This is a genomic window from Chryseobacterium sp. POL2 (genome assembly GCF_011058315.1).
Classification (GTDB): Bacteria; Bacteroidota; Bacteroidia; order Flavobacteriales; family Weeksellaceae; genus Soonwooa.
The window spans coordinates 2,154,056-2,172,270 of sequence record NZ_CP049298.1 but is presented as its reverse complement, the minus strand read 5'-3'; the positions used below and the strand labels follow the sequence as shown (position 1 = coordinate 2,172,270).

At 36.0% G+C, this 18,215-nt stretch carries 18 protein-coding genes; 10 read left to right on the top strand and 8 right to left on the bottom strand.

Annotated elements, in window-relative coordinates; translation table 11 throughout:
* Nucleotides 1-7 precede the first annotated feature (7 nt).
* Together G6R40_RS10130 and mutS are read right to left on the bottom strand one after the other, a co-directional pair.
* The gene (locus G6R40_RS10130) at nucleotides 8-502 is read right to left on the bottom strand and encodes a TlpA disulfide reductase family protein (RefSeq protein WP_165134847.1); all 495 of its coding nucleotides are present in this window, start codon (nucleotides 500-502) and stop codon (nucleotides 8-10) included.
* Between the two features lie 28 nt (nucleotides 503-530).
* Nucleotides 531-3,119 carry a DNA mismatch repair protein MutS gene (gene mutS, locus G6R40_RS10125; RefSeq protein WP_165134845.1) on the bottom strand — a complete coding sequence of 863 codons (2,589 nt, stop codon included), beginning with the start codon at nucleotides 3,117-3,119 and terminating at the stop codon, nucleotides 531-533.
* A gap of 193 nt (nucleotides 3,120-3,312) precedes the next feature.
* On the opposite strand from mutS, the gene G6R40_RS10120 reads away from it, so the two are divergent.
* The 8 genes from G6R40_RS10120 (at nucleotide 3,313) to G6R40_RS10090 (ending at nucleotide 10,188) form a co-directional block, all read left to right on the top strand.
* Entirely contained in the window at nucleotides 3,313-3,846 is a 534-nt protein-coding gene (locus G6R40_RS10120; RefSeq protein ID WP_165134843.1) for an RNA methyltransferase, read from the top strand.
* Between the two features lie 175 nt (nucleotides 3,847-4,021).
* Complete coding sequence (locus G6R40_RS15060; RefSeq protein ID WP_185670482.1) at nucleotides 4,022-4,675, top strand: CBS domain-containing protein; 654 nt, start codon at nucleotides 4,022-4,024, stop codon at nucleotides 4,673-4,675.
* Between the two features lie 3 nt (nucleotides 4,676-4,678).
* The gene (locus G6R40_RS15055; protein WP_185670481.1) at nucleotides 4,679-5,548 is read left to right on the top strand and encodes an NAD kinase; all 870 of its coding nucleotides are present in this window, start codon (nucleotides 4,679-4,681) and stop codon (nucleotides 5,546-5,548) included.
* A 220-nt stretch (nucleotides 5,549-5,768) separates the two neighbouring features.
* Nucleotides 5,769-6,836 (top strand): class II fructose-bisphosphate aldolase, encoded by a 1,068-nt coding sequence (gene fbaA, locus G6R40_RS10110; protein ID WP_165134841.1) that lies wholly within the window; start codon nucleotides 5,769-5,771, stop codon nucleotides 6,834-6,836.
* An 88-nt stretch (nucleotides 6,837-6,924) separates the two neighbouring features.
* Nucleotides 6,925-7,776 (top strand): acetyl-CoA carboxylase, carboxyltransferase subunit beta, encoded by an 852-nt coding sequence (accD, locus tag G6R40_RS10105; protein WP_165134839.1) that lies wholly within the window; start codon nucleotides 6,925-6,927, stop codon nucleotides 7,774-7,776.
* Nucleotides 7,777-7,809: 33 nt separating this feature from the next.
* Nucleotides 7,810-8,322 carry a DUF6973 domain-containing protein gene (locus tag G6R40_RS10100; RefSeq protein ID WP_165134837.1) on the top strand — a complete coding sequence of 171 codons (513 nt, stop codon included), beginning with the start codon at nucleotides 7,810-7,812 and terminating at the stop codon, nucleotides 8,320-8,322.
* 67 nt (nucleotides 8,323-8,389) lie between these two features.
* Nucleotides 8,390-9,790, top strand: a complete 1,401-nt coding sequence (locus G6R40_RS10095; RefSeq protein ID WP_165134835.1) for a nucleoside recognition domain-containing protein — start codon at nucleotides 8,390-8,392, stop codon at nucleotides 9,788-9,790.
* 2 nt (nucleotides 9,791-9,792) lie between these two features.
* Complete coding sequence (locus G6R40_RS10090; protein WP_165134833.1) at nucleotides 9,793-10,188, top strand: hypothetical protein; 396 nt, start codon at nucleotides 9,793-9,795, stop codon at nucleotides 10,186-10,188.
* Here the strand turns inward: G6R40_RS10090 and G6R40_RS10085 are convergent.
* The 3 genes from G6R40_RS10085 to G6R40_RS10075 form a co-directional block, all read right to left on the bottom strand.
* Nucleotides 10,185-11,717, bottom strand: coding sequence for a YifB family Mg chelatase-like AAA ATPase (locus G6R40_RS10085; RefSeq protein WP_165134831.1), 1,533 nt, complete (start codon nucleotides 11,715-11,717; stop codon nucleotides 10,185-10,187). The two genes, G6R40_RS10090 and G6R40_RS10085, sit on opposite strands and share 4 nt — an antisense overlap.
* 107 nt (nucleotides 11,718-11,824) lie before the next feature.
* Nucleotides 11,825-12,901 carry a mannose-1-phosphate guanylyltransferase gene (locus tag G6R40_RS10080; protein ID WP_228455839.1) on the bottom strand — a complete coding sequence of 359 codons (1,077 nt, stop codon included), beginning with the start codon at nucleotides 12,899-12,901 and terminating at the stop codon, nucleotides 11,825-11,827.
* Nucleotides 12,902-12,904: 3 nt separating this feature from the next.
* Complete coding sequence (locus G6R40_RS10075) at nucleotides 12,905-13,492, bottom strand: SprT-like domain-containing protein (protein ID WP_165134828.1); 588 nt, start codon at nucleotides 13,490-13,492, stop codon at nucleotides 12,905-12,907.
* An 85-nt stretch (nucleotides 13,493-13,577) separates the two neighbouring features.
* On the opposite strand from G6R40_RS10075, the gene G6R40_RS10070 reads away from it, so the two are divergent.
* Both G6R40_RS10070 and G6R40_RS10065 read left to right on the top strand, forming a co-directional pair.
* Complete coding sequence (locus G6R40_RS10070) at nucleotides 13,578-15,266, top strand: tetratricopeptide repeat-containing sensor histidine kinase (protein ID WP_165134825.1); 1,689 nt, start codon at nucleotides 13,578-13,580, stop codon at nucleotides 15,264-15,266.
* A 9-nt stretch (nucleotides 15,267-15,275) separates the two neighbouring features.
* Nucleotides 15,276-15,941, top strand: a complete 666-nt coding sequence (locus G6R40_RS10065) for a response regulator transcription factor (RefSeq protein ID WP_165134822.1) — start codon at nucleotides 15,276-15,278, stop codon at nucleotides 15,939-15,941.
* Between the two features lie 168 nt (nucleotides 15,942-16,109).
* On the opposite strand, the gene G6R40_RS10060 is transcribed toward G6R40_RS10065, so the two are convergent.
* Genes G6R40_RS10060 through G6R40_RS10050 form a run of 3 tightly spaced genes read right to left on the bottom strand, consistent with a single transcriptional unit; the run spans nucleotide 16,110 to nucleotide 17,996 of the window.
* Nucleotides 16,110-16,553: a GNAT family N-acetyltransferase gene (locus tag G6R40_RS10060; RefSeq protein ID WP_165134819.1), complete on the bottom strand. Its 444-nt coding sequence runs from the start codon at nucleotides 16,551-16,553 to the stop codon at nucleotides 16,110-16,112.
* 3 nt (nucleotides 16,554-16,556) lie between these two features.
* Nucleotides 16,557-17,174, bottom strand: coding sequence for a ribosome biogenesis GTP-binding protein YihA/YsxC (gene yihA / locus G6R40_RS10055; RefSeq protein ID WP_165134816.1), 618 nt, complete (start codon nucleotides 17,172-17,174; stop codon nucleotides 16,557-16,559).
* 60 nt (nucleotides 17,175-17,234) lie between these two features.
* Nucleotides 17,235-17,996: an alpha/beta fold hydrolase gene (locus G6R40_RS10050; RefSeq protein ID WP_165134813.1), complete on the bottom strand. Its 762-nt coding sequence runs from the start codon at nucleotides 17,994-17,996 to the stop codon at nucleotides 17,235-17,237.
* Nucleotides 17,997-18,215 lie beyond the last annotated feature (219 nt).

Sequence of the window (18,215 nt, the reverse complement as noted above, 5' to 3'; positions counted from 1 at the left end):
CAATAAATTAAAGCTTATAGAATTGTTGTAGTGTATTTTTAAGCTGTTCCAATGTAAAATCGCCATTGTGGAAATATACTTTCTGTCCTTTATCATAAAATAAAGTGACTGGAATTTCGCCTTCCCAATCCTCTTGAAATCTCGGAATCCAGGTGTTCATTCTTTTAATATCGTCCAAAATAACAACGTCGGCTTCGATGTTTTTTTGTTTGATAAAATTGATAACTTTTTGTTTGTCAGCGGCTCTGTCAAGACTCACGAGAAGCATTCTGAAATTAGAATTTTTTCTAAGTTCTTTATTAATTGCTACAAAATGTGGCAGTTCTTTAACGCAAGGACCACAAGTTGTTGACCAAAAATTAAGAACCAAAAATTTGTCTTTTTCTTGCTCAATACGTTTCTCGAGTTCTTCATAGTTAATCAAAGAAACATCTTTCTGAACTTGAGAAGAATATAAATGAAAACTCGAAAAGCTTAACAATAAGACTAATAAAAACTTCATAATCAAATATATAAAATTTGATTATAACTTAGCCTCCAATCATTTTTTTAATTGAATTGAGTTTCATCAAAGCTTCTATTGGCGTTAAAGTATTGATGTCAATTTTCGTAAGTTCTTCGCGGATATTTTCCAAAACAGGATCGTCCAATTGAAAAAAAGACAATTGCATATTTTCTTCGGTAACGCGCTTTATCTTTTCGCTTGAGTTGTCAGATGAGGTGCGATTGGCTTCTAGGGTTTTAAGAATATCATTAGCGCGATTCACAACTTTTGCAGGCATTCCCGCCAATTTCGCAACATGTATACCAAAGCTGTGCTCACTTCCGCCAGGAACAAGTTTTCTTAGAAAGATAATGTTTCCTTTATTTTCTTGTATCGAAACATGGAAGTTTTTGATGCGCTCAAAACTCAATGTCATTTCATTTAGTTCGTGATAATGCGTCGCAAAAAGCGTCTTGGCTTGCGTTGGGTGTTGGTGCAGATATTCTGCAATTGCCCAAGCAATCGATACGCCGTCGTAGGTAGACGTTCCGCGACCGATCTCATCCAAAAGGATAAGACTTCTGTCGGATATATTGTTGAGGATATTGGCGGCTTCGTTCATTTCTACCATGAAAGTGGATTCGCCGGCAGAAATATTATCCGTTGCACCAACCCGCGTAAAAATTTTGTCCAAAGTTCCTATTTCAGCATGTTTTGCGGGAACAAAACTCCCGATTTGTGCGAGCAAAGATATAATCGCTGTTTGACGAAGAATTGCTGATTTACCAGCCATGTTGGGACCGGTTACCATGATAATTTGTTGCGAGTCTTTATCAAGAAAAATATCATTCGGGATGTATTTTTCGCCCAAGGCTAAAGATTTTTCGATAATAGGATGGCGGCCTTCTTTGATGTCGATAGAATAGCTTTCGTTGAGAACAGGTTTTGTATAATTGTCCTCGATAGCTAGGTTGGACAAGCCTACGCCACAGTCCAGTTCGGCAATTAGTTTAGAATTATCTTGTATTTGGTCGATATAGATTAAGACTTTTTCGCAAAGTGCTTTATAAAGTTGGTATTCCAGGCTCGATATTTTTTCTTCTGCGCCAAGAATTTGATTTTCATATTCTTTCAGTTCTTCGGTGATGTAACGTTCGGCATTTACTAAAGTTTGTTTTCTGATCCAATCTTCAGGAACTTTGTCTTTATGCGTATTTCTCACTTCGATATAATAACCGAAGACATTATTAAAATCAATTTTTAAACTCGAAATTCCGGTGCGTTCTATTTCTCTAGCGCACATCTCGTCCAAGAAGCTGCGACCTTTACTTTGTAAACCACGGAGATAATCCAGTTCTTCCGAAACGCTTTCTCTTATTACATGCCCTTTGTTGATGTTGACAGGAAGCTCGTCGTTAAGCTCTAACTTCATCAGGTTGATGAGGTCTTCCAAATTATGGAACGGATCAATCCAAGCCAATGCGTCAGGGAAATTGTGTAGCAACGATTTGATTTCCTGGATATTAATCATCGATTGTCTTAGATGACCTAATTCTTTCGGTGAAATCTTTTCGGCAGCTAGTTTACCAACCAATCTATCCAAGTCTGAGATGCCTTTCAAGAGTTCTTCAATACTGAATTTTAAATGATCTTCTTTGTTTAAAAACTCAATAAGACTAAGACGTCTGTTGATATCGCCGATATTTTTTAAAGGCAAAATAAGTCTGCGACGTAACAGTCTTCCACCCATTGGCGTGGCGGTTTTATCAATAATGTCTAACAGCGATTTTCCTTGATGGTTTGACGAAAAAAGAATTTCTAAATTTCGGAGTGTGAAATTGTCCATCATCAAATAATCGTCTTGCGGGATATTTTGGATTTTAGTAATATGCTGAAGCAGCGCATGGTGTGTGTCTTCCACGAGATAAGCGAAAATAGCGCCTGCAGCAGTTATTGCTAATTTTTGATCTTCTATTCCATAGCCTTTTAGTGATTTGGTTTTGAAATGTGTCGTTAGTTTTTCGTAAGCGTAATTGTATTGATAGGCCCAATCTTCGAGTTTAAAAGCATTTTTGTTTTTAAGCTGAGTAGGAAGTTCTGTTGTTCTTTGATAGATAATTTCGCTGGGGTCAAAGGTGTGGACAATATGCAATATTTTTTCCAAAGGTCCTTCGGTTATCAATAACTCGCCCGTGGATACGTCAATTAATGCCAGTCCGAATTTTTCTTTCTCACGATGAAGCGACATCAAAAAATTGTTTCTTTTTGAGTTTAAAACCTGATCGTTAAATGTTACACCCGGCGTAACCAATTCGGTAACACCACGTTTCACAATGCCTTTTACTGTTTTGGGATCTTCTAGCTGATCACAAATGGCAACGCGCATGCCTGCTCTTACGAGTTTTGGTAAATAAGAATCTATGGAATGGTGCGGAAATCCAGCCAACTCGATGTGGCCCTCACCATTGGCACGTTTGGTTAAAACAATACCCAAAATCTGAGAAGTTTTTATGGCATCTTGTCCAAAGGTTTCGTAGAAATCGCCAACGCGGAACAGCAATAAAGCATCAGGATATTTAGCTTTTATCGAGTTGTATTGTCCCATTAATGGAGTTTCTTTCTTTGCCTTCGCCATAACTGAATTTTGGACTTCAAAAGTACAAATTTCGAATAGGCTTTTAAAATTTCGTTCCGATTAATGCGAAAATTGTTTTTAAAAAAGGAAATCATAGAATCTTTATCTTTGCAGATCTAATCTTTTCGAATAGTTTGATACATCCGATTAGGACGTGTTTTATGACTCCGATAAAGATTCAATATTAAAATAGATGACGAGAAAATTAAAACTTGAAGAGTTAGGGAGAATTGATGTGGGAACCTTCAAAGAAACTCCCAAAATACCATTGGTTGTCGTATTGGACAACGTGAGAAGTATGCACAATGTAGGAGCAGCTTTCCGTACAGCAGATGCTTTTTTGATAGAAAAAATTATTTTGTGTGGGATTACACCGCAGCCACCACACCGCGAAATTCACAAAGCGGCTTTGGGTGCGACAGAAAGTGTGGATTGGGAATATGTTGAAGAAGTGAGTTCTGTGGTAAAACAGCTTCAGCAAGATAATTACATTGTTTGTGGGATAGAGCAAACTACAGATAGCCTTTTGTTGACCGATTTCACCATCGATGCTGATAAAAAATATGCTTTGGTATTGGGTAACGAAGTCGATGGCATTAGCGATGAAATCGTGTCCGATTGTGATGTGTTACTAGAAATTCCACAATTGGGGACCAAGCATTCTCTTAACGTAAGCGTTTGTGGAGGTATTGTAATGTGGGAGTTTGCTAAGGCGCTAGGTCTATAAAAACAAAAAAACTGCATTAGCAATTGCCAGTGCAGTTCGAAATAAATCTAATAAAAAGTAAAAATGAAAGGCGACAAAGATAAGCATTTTGTTTTTAAATAACCAAATAATTTATCAAAAAAATTATTTTTATAATATTAAATCCAAATTCAATCGCTTTTTTTAACTTAGCAGTATGTATATAAAAGACTATTTGTCCAAAGATTTTCCAGCGTTTCATCTTTCCGATTCTATTGAGGAAGCATGTGGGCTTGCGAAAGAATTTGGATATTCTCATGTTTTTATAAAAAAGAAAGGTATTTATCTAGGTGCACTTAGTCAATCTTTTTTGGAAGACAGTCCAGAAGGACAATTGGGAAGTCTAGCGATACATTTTGAAAAGTTTGCCATTTCGGAAGACAGCAATATTTGGGATTCGATAAAATTGTTTCATACTTATAATTCGAATGTTGTTCCGGTTATTAATACCGATGAAAAATTTCTAGGATATATCTCTTGTGATGATATTTTCAACGAATTTTCAAAATATCCTATTTTCTCAGAAAATGGCGCGATATTAACAGTACAGACCAACAGTTTGCATTACTCGATGGTGGAAGTTGCGAAGATTATTGAGAGTAACAATTCAAAACTTTATGGTTGTTTCATCACCGCTGTTAAAGAAGACCACATCGAACTGACTTTAAAAATTAGCCAAAATAATCTGAGCTCTATTGATGAGACTTTCGAGCGTTTTGGTTATCATGTTATTAATAAATTTTACAACGATCAAAAAGAAGAACTTCTGAAAGATCGGTTTGGGTTTTTCCAGAAATATTTGGAATTTTAATCTATGGTTGCAGCAATATATTCTCAGAAAAAAGACTTCGACAGTTTTTTGTATCTCAACAAATTTATTTCAGAATTAGAGCTGAGAAAAATTCCGTTTGTGCTGCACGAAGCCATGGCTAAAAACATGAAATTCTCTAGCAGCTATGAGACTTTCAAAGACAAAGCAGATCTCAAGAACAAAAATGTAGATTACTTTTTTAGCTTTGGAGGGGACGGTACAATTTTGAGTGCGATGGCTTTTATCCAAGAGCTAGAAATTCCGATTGTGGGCATCAATATGGGACGTTTGGGGTTTTTGGCGAATTTTAAAAAAGATGAAATTTTTAAAGAAATAGATTCTATCCTCAATGGAGAATACACCGTCAGCAAAAGAAGTATCATAAAAGTAAGCACGACGAAGCCAAACTCGATTGATTTTCCGTACGCTTTGAATGATGTCACTTTATCAAGACAAGAAACAACATCCATGATTACGATAGATTCGTATATCAACGATGATTTTCTAAATGTCTTTTGGGGTGATGGTTTGATTATATCCACGCCAACGGGCTCAACAGCTTATTCTTTGAGTTGTGGCGGACCGATTATTTCGCCAACCAATGATAATTTTGTTATCACGCCAATTGCGCCACATAATCTTAACGTTCGCCCCTTGATTGTTAATGATGATGCACAGATTAAGCTAAATGTTGAAAGCAGATCAACACAGTTTACGCTGTCTTTGGATTCTCGGCTTTATTATATGGATATTGGGAATGAAATCTATCTTGAAAAAGGCGATTTTTATCTTAATCTGATTATTCCGAATAATTTTAGCTTTTACGAAACGATCCGTCAAAAGCTACTTTGGGGAATTGATAAAAGAAACTAGACTTCCGCAATAGGGATGGAAGCGACATCCTTTTTCTAGAAGATGGCTGAGCGGAGCGGAAGCCTCGATTAGAAAAAGATACAGCGGACAGCCCGACGCGTCGTAGCCGAAGGAATTGCAAGGGCGACGATAGCGGATTGCCCATAAAAATCATCGTTTCAGATTTGTGAATATTTTGTAACTTTATCGCCAATTATATAAATCTAATAAAAACATAATTATGAGTAGAAAGTTTCCGGCTGGAGTAGCCACAGGGTCTTTGGTAACAGAAATTTTTGATTACGCAAAAGAGAATCAGTTTGCATTGCCAGCAGTTAATGTTATTGGCTCAAGCAACGTAAATGCAACGATGGAAACTGCGGCGAAGCTAAATGCGCCAGTTATCATTCAGTTTTCTAATGGCGGGGCGGCTTTCAATGCAGGAAAAGGACTTTCTAACGATGGTCAAAAATCGGCAATTTTAGGCGCTATCGCAGGTGCAAAACACATCCACACATTGGCAGAAGCTTATGGTGCAACAGTTATTTTGCATACGGACCACTGTGCAAAGAAACTATTGCCTTGGATCGATGGGTTGATGGATGCTAACGAAGCTTTCTATAAAGAAACAGGGAAGTCTCTATATTCTTCTCACATGTTGGATCTTTCTGAAGAATCATTAGATGAAAACCTAGCTACTTCTGCTCAGTATTTCGAAAGAATGGCAAAAATAGGCATGACACTTGAGGTTGAGATTGGTGTAACAGGAGGTGAGGAAGACGGTGTTGACAATTCTAGCGTTGACAACTCTTTACTATATACACAACCAGAAGATGTTGCTTTGACTTATGAAAAGCTAAAAGCAATTTCTGACAACTTTACTATTGCTGCGGCATTTGGTAATGTACATGGTGTTTACAAACCAGGAAATGTGGTTCTTACACCAAAAATTCTAGATAACTCACAGAAATTTGTACAAGAAAAATTTGGTACAGGAGCTAAGCCTATTAATTTCGTATTCCATGGTGGGTCAGGTTCAACATTGGAAGAAATTAGAGAAGCTATCAGCTACGGAGTTATCAAAATGAATATCGACACAGACCTTCAGTTCGCCTATACAGAAGGTGTGAGAGATTATATGACAGGAAAAATTGATTATTTAAGAACGCAAATTGGTAATCCAGACGGGGCAGACGCTCCTAACAAAAAATTCTATGACCCAAGAGTTTGGGTAAGAAAAGGTGAAGATACATTCTCTACACGTTTGGTACAAGCATTTGAAGATCTTAACAACGTTAATACACTTTAATAATTCATAAATGATAATTGATGAATGACGACTTCTTTTAAGTTGCCGCGTTCATCAATTGTCTTTTATATCATATTTATAATAGATTATGGCATTTGATTGGTTTAAACGAAAAAAGCAAAATATTACAACCTCTACAGAGGACAAAAAAGACCTTCCAAAAGGACTTTGGCACAAGACACCAACTGGGAAAATTATTGAAGCAGAAGAGCTGAGAGCAAACAACTACGTCTCGCCAGAAGATGGTTTCCATGTAAGAATCGGAAGTAGAGAATATTTTGAGATTTTGTTTGATGATCAAAAATTTGAAGAATTAGATGCCAATGTAGAAAGTATTGATATTCTGAAATTTAAAGATACAAAAGCTTATACAGACCGTCTGAAAGAAGTTAAGTCCAAAACAAAACTTAATGATTCTGTGCGTAATGCTACAGGAAAAGTTAATGGGGTTGAGATGGTTGTTTCTTGTATGGATTTTGCCTTTATTGGTGGATCTCTGGGATCGGTAATGGGCGAAAAAATCAGAAGAGGTATCGACTATGCGATGAAGCACAAATTACCTTTTATGATAATCTGTCAATCGGGTGGTGCACGTATGCAAGAAGCAGCTTACTCATTAATGCAGATGGCAAAAGTACAAGCTAAATTGGCACAATTGTCCGATGCTGGCTTACCTTATATTGCTTATTTAACGGATCCAACTTTCGGGGGTGTAACGGCGTCTTTCGCGATGACCGCAGATATCATCATTGCAGAGCCAGGCGCATTGATTGGTTTTGCAGGGCCGCGTGTTATTCGTGAAACTATTGGCCGCGATTTGCCAGAAGGTTTCCAAACTGCAGAATTCCTTCAAGAGAAAGGTTTTGTAGATTTCATTGTTAAAAGAACAGAAGTAAAAGAAGTGCTCGCAAAAACGATAAACTTGTTGATGCACGGATAAAAACTAACTCTCACTAAAGTGGGAGTTTTTTGTATGAGGAAATTTATAGTCATTTTTTTTAATGCGCTTAGGTCTTTATCCTTTAAAAAGATCGGCGTTGTTTTGGGCATCGGTATGGGACATCCTATTTTTTCGATTCTTTATTTCTATGCGAGTTTTCGGGCTTTTAGCATAGCAAAAAATCTTTATCCTAATACGAGCTCATCCAATGGTCGCGGTAATGCTTTCAGACATTCGTTTTGGGTATGTATCATTATGATGTATTTCTGCAAAGTTTCTTCTCCAGAAAAATCAAAAAAATACTGTGAAAAATTAACCAATCTGCACGAAGATCTTTTCCCTAACGAAGCGCTAGAAACCATGATGGATAGACATAATAATGAAGTTGGTATGCAGTATTTTATGAGTTTGTTACCGGGAACGCACCGCCAGTTTTTTGAAACATCCTTTTTTATTGAAGAATTACAGAAGAAGACCGAAGAAGCCATCGTACTAGAAAACCTCGATCAAAAATTAGACGATAGATTGGTGTTTTTAAAAGAATGATTTTAAATATTAAATTTCTATCTCGATTTTTAATTAAAACTTTTATTTTTACTAAAATTATACATGCATGGTACTTAGCCGCATCTGGTCTGCCTTTATCATTATTGCGATAGTGGTTGCAGGAATCAAATACATTTCGTCCGATAATTATAAAGAGATTTTCAACGATATGGTTGTGGGAAAAGGTGGTGACACCATCAAAATCTATCAACAACCTTTGGCAAGTTTTTCTCCAGAAATTCAGGCAAATCTTCAGAAATCGCCTAATTTTGAAGAATCTCACATTCAATACAAAAAAGATTCACTTAATAATGTTAGCGTTTATCGCATACAATCAACAGATGGCGTCATTGGAACCAGCGAGACGGCCGTCAATATCTGTTTAAAACTTATTGGGATTATGGCTTTATTCATGGGCTTTATGAGTATTGCTGAAAAAGCTGGTGGCATTAGTCTTTTGAGTCGTTTGATTCAGCCTTTCTTTTCAAAACTCTTTCCAGAAATTCCTAAAAACCACCCTTCTTTTGGACACATGATGCTTAACTTTAGTGCGAATCTTCTCGGTTTGGATAATGCCGCAACACCATTCGGACTAAAAGCCATGGAAAGCTTACAGACTTTGAATCCTGATAAAGACCGCGCAAGCAATGCACAGATTATGTTTTTGTGTTTGCACGCAAGTGGTTTGACTTTGATTCCTGTTTCCATAATTGCGATTCGGTCGTCGATGGGTTCAGAAACGCCAACAGATATTTTCCTACCGTGTATGATAGCGACATTTGTCGCGACGATGGCTGCGATGATTATTGTTTCCATTAAACAAAAAATTAATCTTTTCCAACCAATCGTATTGGCTTATGTTGGCGGAATTTCTGCTTTGGTTGCTTTGTTGGTGATTTATTTGGTAAAACTAAGTAAAGACGAATTGGATGTTTTCTCTAAAGTTCTAAGCAACGGACTTATTTTATTGATTTTTTTTGGGATAGTTTTAGGAGCCATTTATAAAAAGATTAATATTTTCGATGCCTTTATCGACGGTGCCAAAGAAGGTTTTACAACCTGCGTTAAGATTATTCCATATTTGGTGGGAATGCTCATAGCGATTTCGTTATTAAGAACTAGCGGTGTTTTTGAAGTGATTATTGATGGGATGAAATGGCTTGCACAATCAGCACATATGGACACAAGATTTGTCGATGGTTTGCCAACAGCTTTGATAAAACCATTGTCAGGTTCTGGAGCCCGCGGTATGATGGTTGATACGATGGCGACCTTTGGACCAGACAGTTTTGCGGGCCGATTGTCAGCGATTTTACAAGGCAGCTCCGACACAACATTTTACGTGATAGCCGTTTATTTTGGTTCTGTAGCGGTGAAAAACACGCGTTATACAGTTGGCGCCATGTTATTGGCAGATTTGGTTGGGATAATTACTGCGGTTACTTTAGCTTATTTATTTTTTGGTTAAATATGATTCAGGATAAAGATTTTACACTAAGATTAATTCGTCAGTTGACACAAGCTTTAGAGAAAATTTTGTTAGGAAAACCCGAAGAAAGTTTGATGCAAAAAGATTTGGATTTGGATTTTTTGATGAAAGATATTTTTAAATTTGATTTTAAAGAATTATCATCAAAATCAATTTCGGAGATTGACGCTTTGGTGGAAGATGGAGAAAGTAAAGATCATGTCGATTATTACGAAATGTTGGGTAATGTTTTTCAGTTTAAATTTAATCAAACAAAACAATTGGACTTTGCTGAGAAGACGAAATATTTTTATGAACGATATCTCCATAAAAGTGGAATTTTTGCTTTGCCAATTATCAATAGAATTTCTGTATTGAAGAAGATTTTGAAAGATTAAACATTCCAAAATTCGCGATCGAGACTTCGGTATTGTATCGCTTCAGAAATATGCTGACTTTGGATATCTTTTGAAGCGTCAAGATCAGCAATTGTTCTGGAAACTTTTAAAATTCTGTCATATGCTCGTGCAGAAAGATTCAGTTTTGCCATTGCAAGTTTGATGAGAGTCTGGGACATATCATCCAGCTGACAATGTTTTTCAATCAGTTTTGGAGACATTTGCGCATTGTAGTTGATGTTTTCGTTTTCAAATCTTAAAGCCTGTCTTTCTCGTGCTTTGATAACCCGTGTTCTTATTTCGGAACTTGTTTCACCTTTTCGTTTGTCTGTCAATTGCTCAAATTCCACTTTCGGTATTTCTACATGGATGTCAATTCTATCCAGCAAAGGTCCCGAGAGTTTGTTCATATAACGTTGCATTTCGGCAACAGATGAGGTGTTGTTCGGGTCGTCGGGAAAATAGCCAGATGGGCTAGGATTCATGCTTGCAACCAACATAAAGCTTGCAGGATAGTTTACAGTAAAACGTGCTCTGGAAATGGTGACTTCACGATCTTCCAAAGGTTGGCGCATGACTTCCAAAACACTACGTTTAAACTCTGGCATTTCGTCCAAAAACAAAACACCATTATGTGCTAAAGAGATTTCGCCAGGTTGTGGATTTGTTCCGCCGCCGACCAAAGCAACATCCGAAATCGTATGGTGGGGCGAGCGAAAAGGGCGAATGGTCATTAATGACGTTTCAGCGCCCATTTTTCCTGCAACAGAATGAATTTTGGTCGTTTCTAAGGCTTCTCGTAAAGTCAAAGGCGGAAGGATACTCGGAACGCGTTTGGCTAACATGGTTTTTCCGCTTCCTGGTGGCCCAATTAGGATGATGTTATGGCCGCCCGCAGCAGAAACTTCCATCGCCCGCTTTGCCATTTCTTGACCTTTAACTTCAGAAAAATCAAAAGGAAAATCTATTATTTTATCAAAAAATTTTTGACGGGTATCGACAATTGTAGGTTCGATGTTTTTTTCATTATTAAAAAAGTCGATGACGTCTTTTATATTTTCGACACCCAAAACCTCTAGGTTGTCAACAATTGCAGCTTCCATCGTATTTTGCTTTGGAAGAATAATTCCTTTGAAGCCTTCTTCCCGAGCTTTGATGGCAATGGGCAAAACGCCACGCAGCGGTTGTAATCCTCCATCCAGTGAGAGCTCACCCATAATGATGTACCTGCTGACATTCTCCGAATTTATCATTCCGGAAGCTGCTAAAATACCAATTGCAATGCTGAGATCATAGGCAGAACCTTCTTTGCGGAGGTCGGCGGGCGCCATGTTGATGGTGATTTTTTTTCCGGGAAGTTTGTAGCCAATATTTTTGAGTGCTGCAGAAATCCGATAACTACTTTCTTTAATCGCATTATCGGGAAGTCCTACAAGGTGATAGCCGACACCTTGATCAACATTAACTTCTATAGTAATTGTAATTGCAGAAACGCCATGAATGGTACTTCCATAAATTTTAGTCAACATGTGCATTTGTTTTTATTAAAGTTAATAATTTATTTAATTCAAACTTAAATTCATAAAAAAATGCTTTAGAATTTCTAAAGCATTTGATTATTTGTTTCGTTGTATTTTTACATGAAGCGTTCGCCTTTCTTTAAATTTTTTAGGTCAAGGACATAATCTTTAATTAATTGATCGTGGTCTCTAGGACAAATTAATAGGGCTTTATCGGTGTCAACAACAATGTAATTTTTGAGACCATCAATCACCACGGCTTTGTTTTGATTTTTAACACGAATCACATTTCCTTTTGTGTTATAGGTTAAGACATTTTTGGAATTAATGGCATTGTTTTCATCATTTTTTTGTGCATTGGCATAGACCGATGTCCAAGTACCAAGGTCGCTCCAACCAAGATTGGATGGGATAACATAGACGTTGTCCGCTTTTTCTAATATGCCGTTGTCTATCGATATTTTGTTGATTTTTGGATAGATAAGCGCGATACAATCTTGTTCGTTAGTAGCGTTATAATCGCAACTATCAAAAAGATGAGTCATTTCTGGCAGGTATTTTTCAAAAGATGAAATAATGCTTTTGGTACTCCATATGAAAATTCCCGCATTCCAAAGAAAATCTCCCGATTCTAAAAATGTTTTTGCAATTTCTAAATCTGGTTTTTCTGTGAAAGTTTTAACTTTGGCAATTTCTTCTTTATCCTTTTTAATAAATTGAATATAACCATAGCCTGTATCGGGTCTGGTTGGGGTGATGCCTAATGTTACAAGATAATCTTTATCTTCAATAACACTAAAAGCATATTCTAACTTCTTTAAAAAAGTCGTTTCGTTCAAGATAAGATGATCGGCTGGGAGAACGACCATTTTGGCTTTTGGATTAACCGCCTCGATTTTTTTTGCCATATAAATATTGCAGGCCGCAGTATTTTTCATAACGGGTTCTCCTACAATATTCTCTTTAGGGATTTCGGGAAGCTGCTGAAAAACAAGATCTGTATATTCCGCATTGGTAATGACAAATATGTTTTCGTTTGGAATAATTTGGCTGATACGATCGTATGTTTGTTGTACCATCGTTCTGCCTGTACCAAGGATATCTTGAAATTGTTTCGGAAATTTTTGAGTGCTCATCGGCCAAAATCGACTTCCGATGCCGCCAGCCATAATGACACAATAATGATTGTTCATGATTTAGAATTTTTGAACTTTTGCTAATGGTTTGAACAAATATTTTTTACCATTTTTGTAATTAACGCAAAGATATAGTTTTTTTCTTTTCTCTTCGATTTTATAGGCCTCATCGCGGTAATGAAACTTATCACCAATATCCAATGATTCTACAAAAAACTCATTTTCTTCGAGGTTGTCAACGTTAAAATATCTAACCAGATCCGAGCTTGACATAAAATTGGCTTTTGGACTTTTAGAAAACTTTTTTAAGATTAATTGTAAATCTTCAGGATAAATGGCCAAACTTTCAATTAGCATTCTAGAAAATGTGGTTTTCCATTCTGTGCCGTGGGCGGAAATTCGTCTTCCGTAGGTTTCGAAGGCGATAAGATGTGCCAACTCGTGTGTTAATACAAAGAAAAATAAATAAGGTTCTAAAGTAGAATTAATACTTATCGTATGCGAATTATCGGGCATTTTGCGATAATCGCCAAGCTTCGAGTTGCGGTTACGGGTTATTTTGATATGGATATAATAGTCCGAAAACCAAGACTTTAAAAAAGCTAAGCTGTTTTCTGGCAAGTAAGATTTTAATGTTTCAATGGACATAAAAACGGCAGACATTTATCATTACAAAAATAAAGAATTATCCTAAAAAGAATTTGTAATTTTATTTATTAAAACTAATAACCTATTGAAATCCAAATTTATTTTTTTTACACTTGTTCTTTTAATCATTAATTCTTGTGAAAAATCTAGTCCAGAAACGATAAGCCGTAGGGAAGATAACCATTTTTATATAAAAGCTTGGGAAGTTCTGGATCAAGGAAAAAAAGATAGCACATACTACTATCTCAACGAAGCGAAAGATTTAGCCATGAGAGAAAATGACAGTGTCGGTGTTGTGAAAAGCCTTGTTAACATGGCAATCATCCAAGAAGAAGAAAGTGATAATTACGGAAGTTTGGAAACGAGCTTGTCGGCGCTTCCTTATTTTAAAGAATCGGACACCGCGCAACACCGTTTTCTGGCGAGCAATTACAACAATCTTGGAGTCGTGTCCAACAGTTTAAAAGATTATAACAACGCCATAAAATTCTATAATAAAGCCTTGTTGTTTTCGGATGATGAGGACGAAAAACTTATGCTAGAAAGCAACTTGGCGAACACTTATTTTAATCAAAAAAAATATCAGGAAGCACTCGATATTTACAGTAATCTACTTAAAGAAGTGCCCAAAGATGATGATATCTATGCCCGGATTTTAATGAATTTTGCGAGAACCCAATCCTATTTAGACGCCCGTTTTAACCCTCGAGGACTTTTTGATAAGGCACTAAAAATATCAGAAAGTACTAATAACGATTGGGCTTTGGACGCTGGATATTCCTATTTGTCCGATTATTATTTGTACAAAAATAAAGACTCTGCTTATTATTTTGCACAATTAATGCATAAAAAGTCGAAAATTCTGGATGCGCCACAAGACCGGATGGAGGCTTTGCAAAAAATGATAAAAGTAGGAAGTCCATCAACAGCACAAGCTTACTTTGAAGAATTTCATAGAATTGATGATAGCTTGCACTTAGCAACGACGCTTTCTAAAAATCAATTTGCGCTAATCCGCTATGAAAGTGAGAAAAGCAAACTCGAAAACGAACAACTTAAGCTAGAAAATATTAAAAAAGAATACCGAATTCGCAAACAGCAATATTTGACGGGAGGATTTATATTTATCAGTATTTCAATATTAGGAATTACGTATTTTAGATTAAAAAGAAAACGCTTAAAACTAAAATTAGAAGCGGAGAATCTCATCAAAACCAATAAATTAACAACCTACAAAAAAGTCCATGATGTTGTAGCCAACGGGCTTTATCGTGTGATGAAGGAGATCGAAAATAAGGAAGATCTCGACAAAAACAGCATTCTTTACAAGTTGGAAGAAATGTACGAAAAATCACGAAATATCTCGTATGATGAAAAAATCCTTGAGGACAAAAGTTTTCATGACAAATTATCAGAAATGATAAGTTCTTTTGATAATGAAAATATTCAGATTTTTATTGTTGGAAATTCGGAGGAGCTTTGGGAGTGTTTTTCAAAAGAAGCACAAACTCATATTTTCATGGTAATACAGGAGCTTTTGGTCAATATGCGAAAACACAGTAATGCGAGTCGCGTGGTTTTAAAATTTGATAATGAAACCAAGTATGTCAATATTCGGTATAAAGACAATGGCGTCGGTTTGCAAGACAACCAACCCAAAAATGGTCTCAAAAATACGGTAAACCGTATTGCGGTAATGCACGGAAAAATTAATTTTGAAAGTTCAAAAAATGAAGGTCTTAAAGTTAATTTGGAAATCCCTCATCAATCATAAATATTGTTCATGTTAAATCGTGTTTTAATCGCTGAAGATTTTGAATCGACTAATTTTTCTTTACAAAAAATATTGGAAGAATTTGGTGTGCAACATGTTGATTTTGTGTACTATTGTGACGATGCCTATTCAAAAATTCGAAAGGCTATTGATGATAATGCGGCGTATGAACTTCTTGTCACCGACCTTAATTTTGAAGAAGATCATTATATCCAAACACTGAAAGATGGTGAAGCTTTGATTGATGCTTCCAAAAAACTGCAAGAAAATCTTAAAGTTTTGGTGTTTTCTGCAAATGATAAATCGGGTGTTGTTGATCGACTTGTTAAACAATATGATATTGATGCTTTTGTAAGAAAAGCCAGATCGGATTTTAAAAATCTGAAACATGCTTTGCAAGCGATTCAGAAGAATGAAAAATTCTTCTCGGAAAATGTAAGGCATTCGGTGAGAAAGCTCAATACTTTTGAGTTTAGCACTTATGATATTTATCTGATTGACTTATTGGCAAAAGGCGTGAAGGTAAAAGAGATTCCAGCTTTTCTCGAAGAAAAAAAGATAAAACCTTTTGGACTTAGCAGTGTCGAAAAAAGGATTAGTCTTCTTAAAGATTCCTTGGATCTTCCTAATAATGCACAATTGGTTGCTTTTTGTAAAGATTTAGGAATAATTTAAAAAATAAATTAGTATTTTACGGTTTACCGTATTTTTTATAATTAAAAGCAATGTAGTTTTGCGATAAGGAAATGATGAATATCTTTTTCTAGCCAAAAACACATTTAAAATACACACACACTTTACATTTTTTGCGAGAGGTTTTGTTCAGTAGAATAAGGCCTCTTTTTATTTTCTGTACATTTCAGTATGTGGAAGATTGTCTTCGAGATATTTTTTGTCTGTTGCTATAAAACCAAAATCACCATAAAATTTAAGTAGATAATCTTGTGCAGAGATTCTTACACTTGAGGTTTTGAAACGGGTTTCTATACATTGTATTGCGTAGGTTATCAAAGTTCGTCCAAGTTTTAGCCCACGATAGTCAGGATGTGTCAAGACACGGCCAATGCTTGTTTCATCGTATTTAATAGCTTTGTTGAAAACGCGACAATAGGCAACTACCTTGTTGTCCAGCTCTGCCCAAACGTGCAAGGCTTTTTGGTCGGTATCATCGGTGTCAAGATAATAGGTTTCTTGTTCCACAATGAAAACCTCTTGTCTAACTTTTAGGATTGCATAAAGCTCATCTCTTGTAATATCCTCAAATGCTTTAATTTTCCAAAGAATCATTTTCTAAAACTTAATTTTATTTTTAATTAAATATAGGTTGGTTTGTTCGATGTAATCTAATATTTGGTCACCGCCTTGTTTTTTTTCTGCAGACGTCAAAAACATCTGCGGAAGTTCTTCCCAAGATTTAAAAAGCTCTTGCTCGTAGGCTTCGATATTTCTTTGTGCACCACCAGGTTTCATCTTGTCAGCTTTTGTAAATACAATAGAGAATGGTATGCCGCTTTCACCACACCATTGCATAAATTCGATGTCAATTTTTTGAGGTGTGTGACGTACATCCACTAAAACGAAGAGGTTGACAAGATTTTTTCTGTTAAGAATATAGTTGGTGATTAATTTTTCAAAATCTTTACGAGTAGATTTGGAAACACGCGCATAACCATAACCTGGAAGGTCGGTTAAGAACCATTCTTCATTCACCAAAAAGTGATTGATGAGTTGTGTTTTTCCAGGCGTTTGTGAGGTTTTGGCAAGGTCTTTATGATTCATCATGGCGTTGATCAACGAAGATTTTCCAACATTCGATCGGCCAATGAAAGCATATTCTGCTAATGTAGGCTCTGGACATTCCTGCCATTTGCCACTACTTTTTACGAATTCAGCTGTTTTTATGAGCATGATGGTATTAATTAAAAACCATTAAGATTTTTGAGTTCTTAATGGTTTGTTATTTTTTATTTACATTACTTTTTGTAACCAAGAATACAATATTTCATTGAAGTCTTTAGGTTTTTCCATCATCGCGGCGTGTCCACATTCATCAATCCAAAATAACTCTGAATTTGGGATGAATTTGTGCATGTCCTCAGCTACATCGGGAGGCGTTACATTGTCTTGTTTTCCCCAAATAAGACAAGTGGGACATGTGATTTTTGGAAGATCGTTTAACATATTATGTTTGATGGCGCTTCTGGCTAGCATAACCGTTTTTATGCCTTTCATGCGGTCGTTAACCACGTCAAAAACTTCATCTACCAATTCTTCTGTTGCAATCTTTGGATTGTAGAAAACCTCTTCGGTTTTTTTTCTAATATAATCTTTATCGCTTTTTCTTGGAAAACTATCTCCAAAAGTTCTTTCGTAAAGACCCGAACTTCCTGTAAGAACTAGGTTTTTAACCAAATCTGGACGTGCCAAAGTTAGGATAAGACCAACATGACCACCCATAGAATTCCCAACAATAGTGACAGGTGTTGTTATTTTTTGGTCTTCAATAAATTTGATGACGTATTTTGCGATTGTTGTAAGATTCGTATTAAGAATCGGCAAATCGTATATCGGTAATTCAGGTACAAAAACTTGATAATCTCTTTCTGCGAAAAAGTTTACCGTGTCTTCAAAATTGCTAAGACCACCCATTAATCCGTGTAAAAGAATCATTGGATGACCGCTACCAGCTTCGATGTAATTGAATTTTTTATTTTTCTTTTTGAATATCATAGAGGTGCTTCGCAAATAAGCCTTGCAAAAATACAAATAAAAGATAAAATTTCCTTTTTATCGTGTCTTATTTCAAAAATATTAAAAAAGTTTAACTAAAATTTTGTTTCATATCGTTTTGTTGTCGATTTTTCATTGGATTTATGAAAATGCTTGGATTTATCATGGTTTATGAATGTGATTTTGATAAAGTGTTTAAAATCAAACTTTTAAATATTG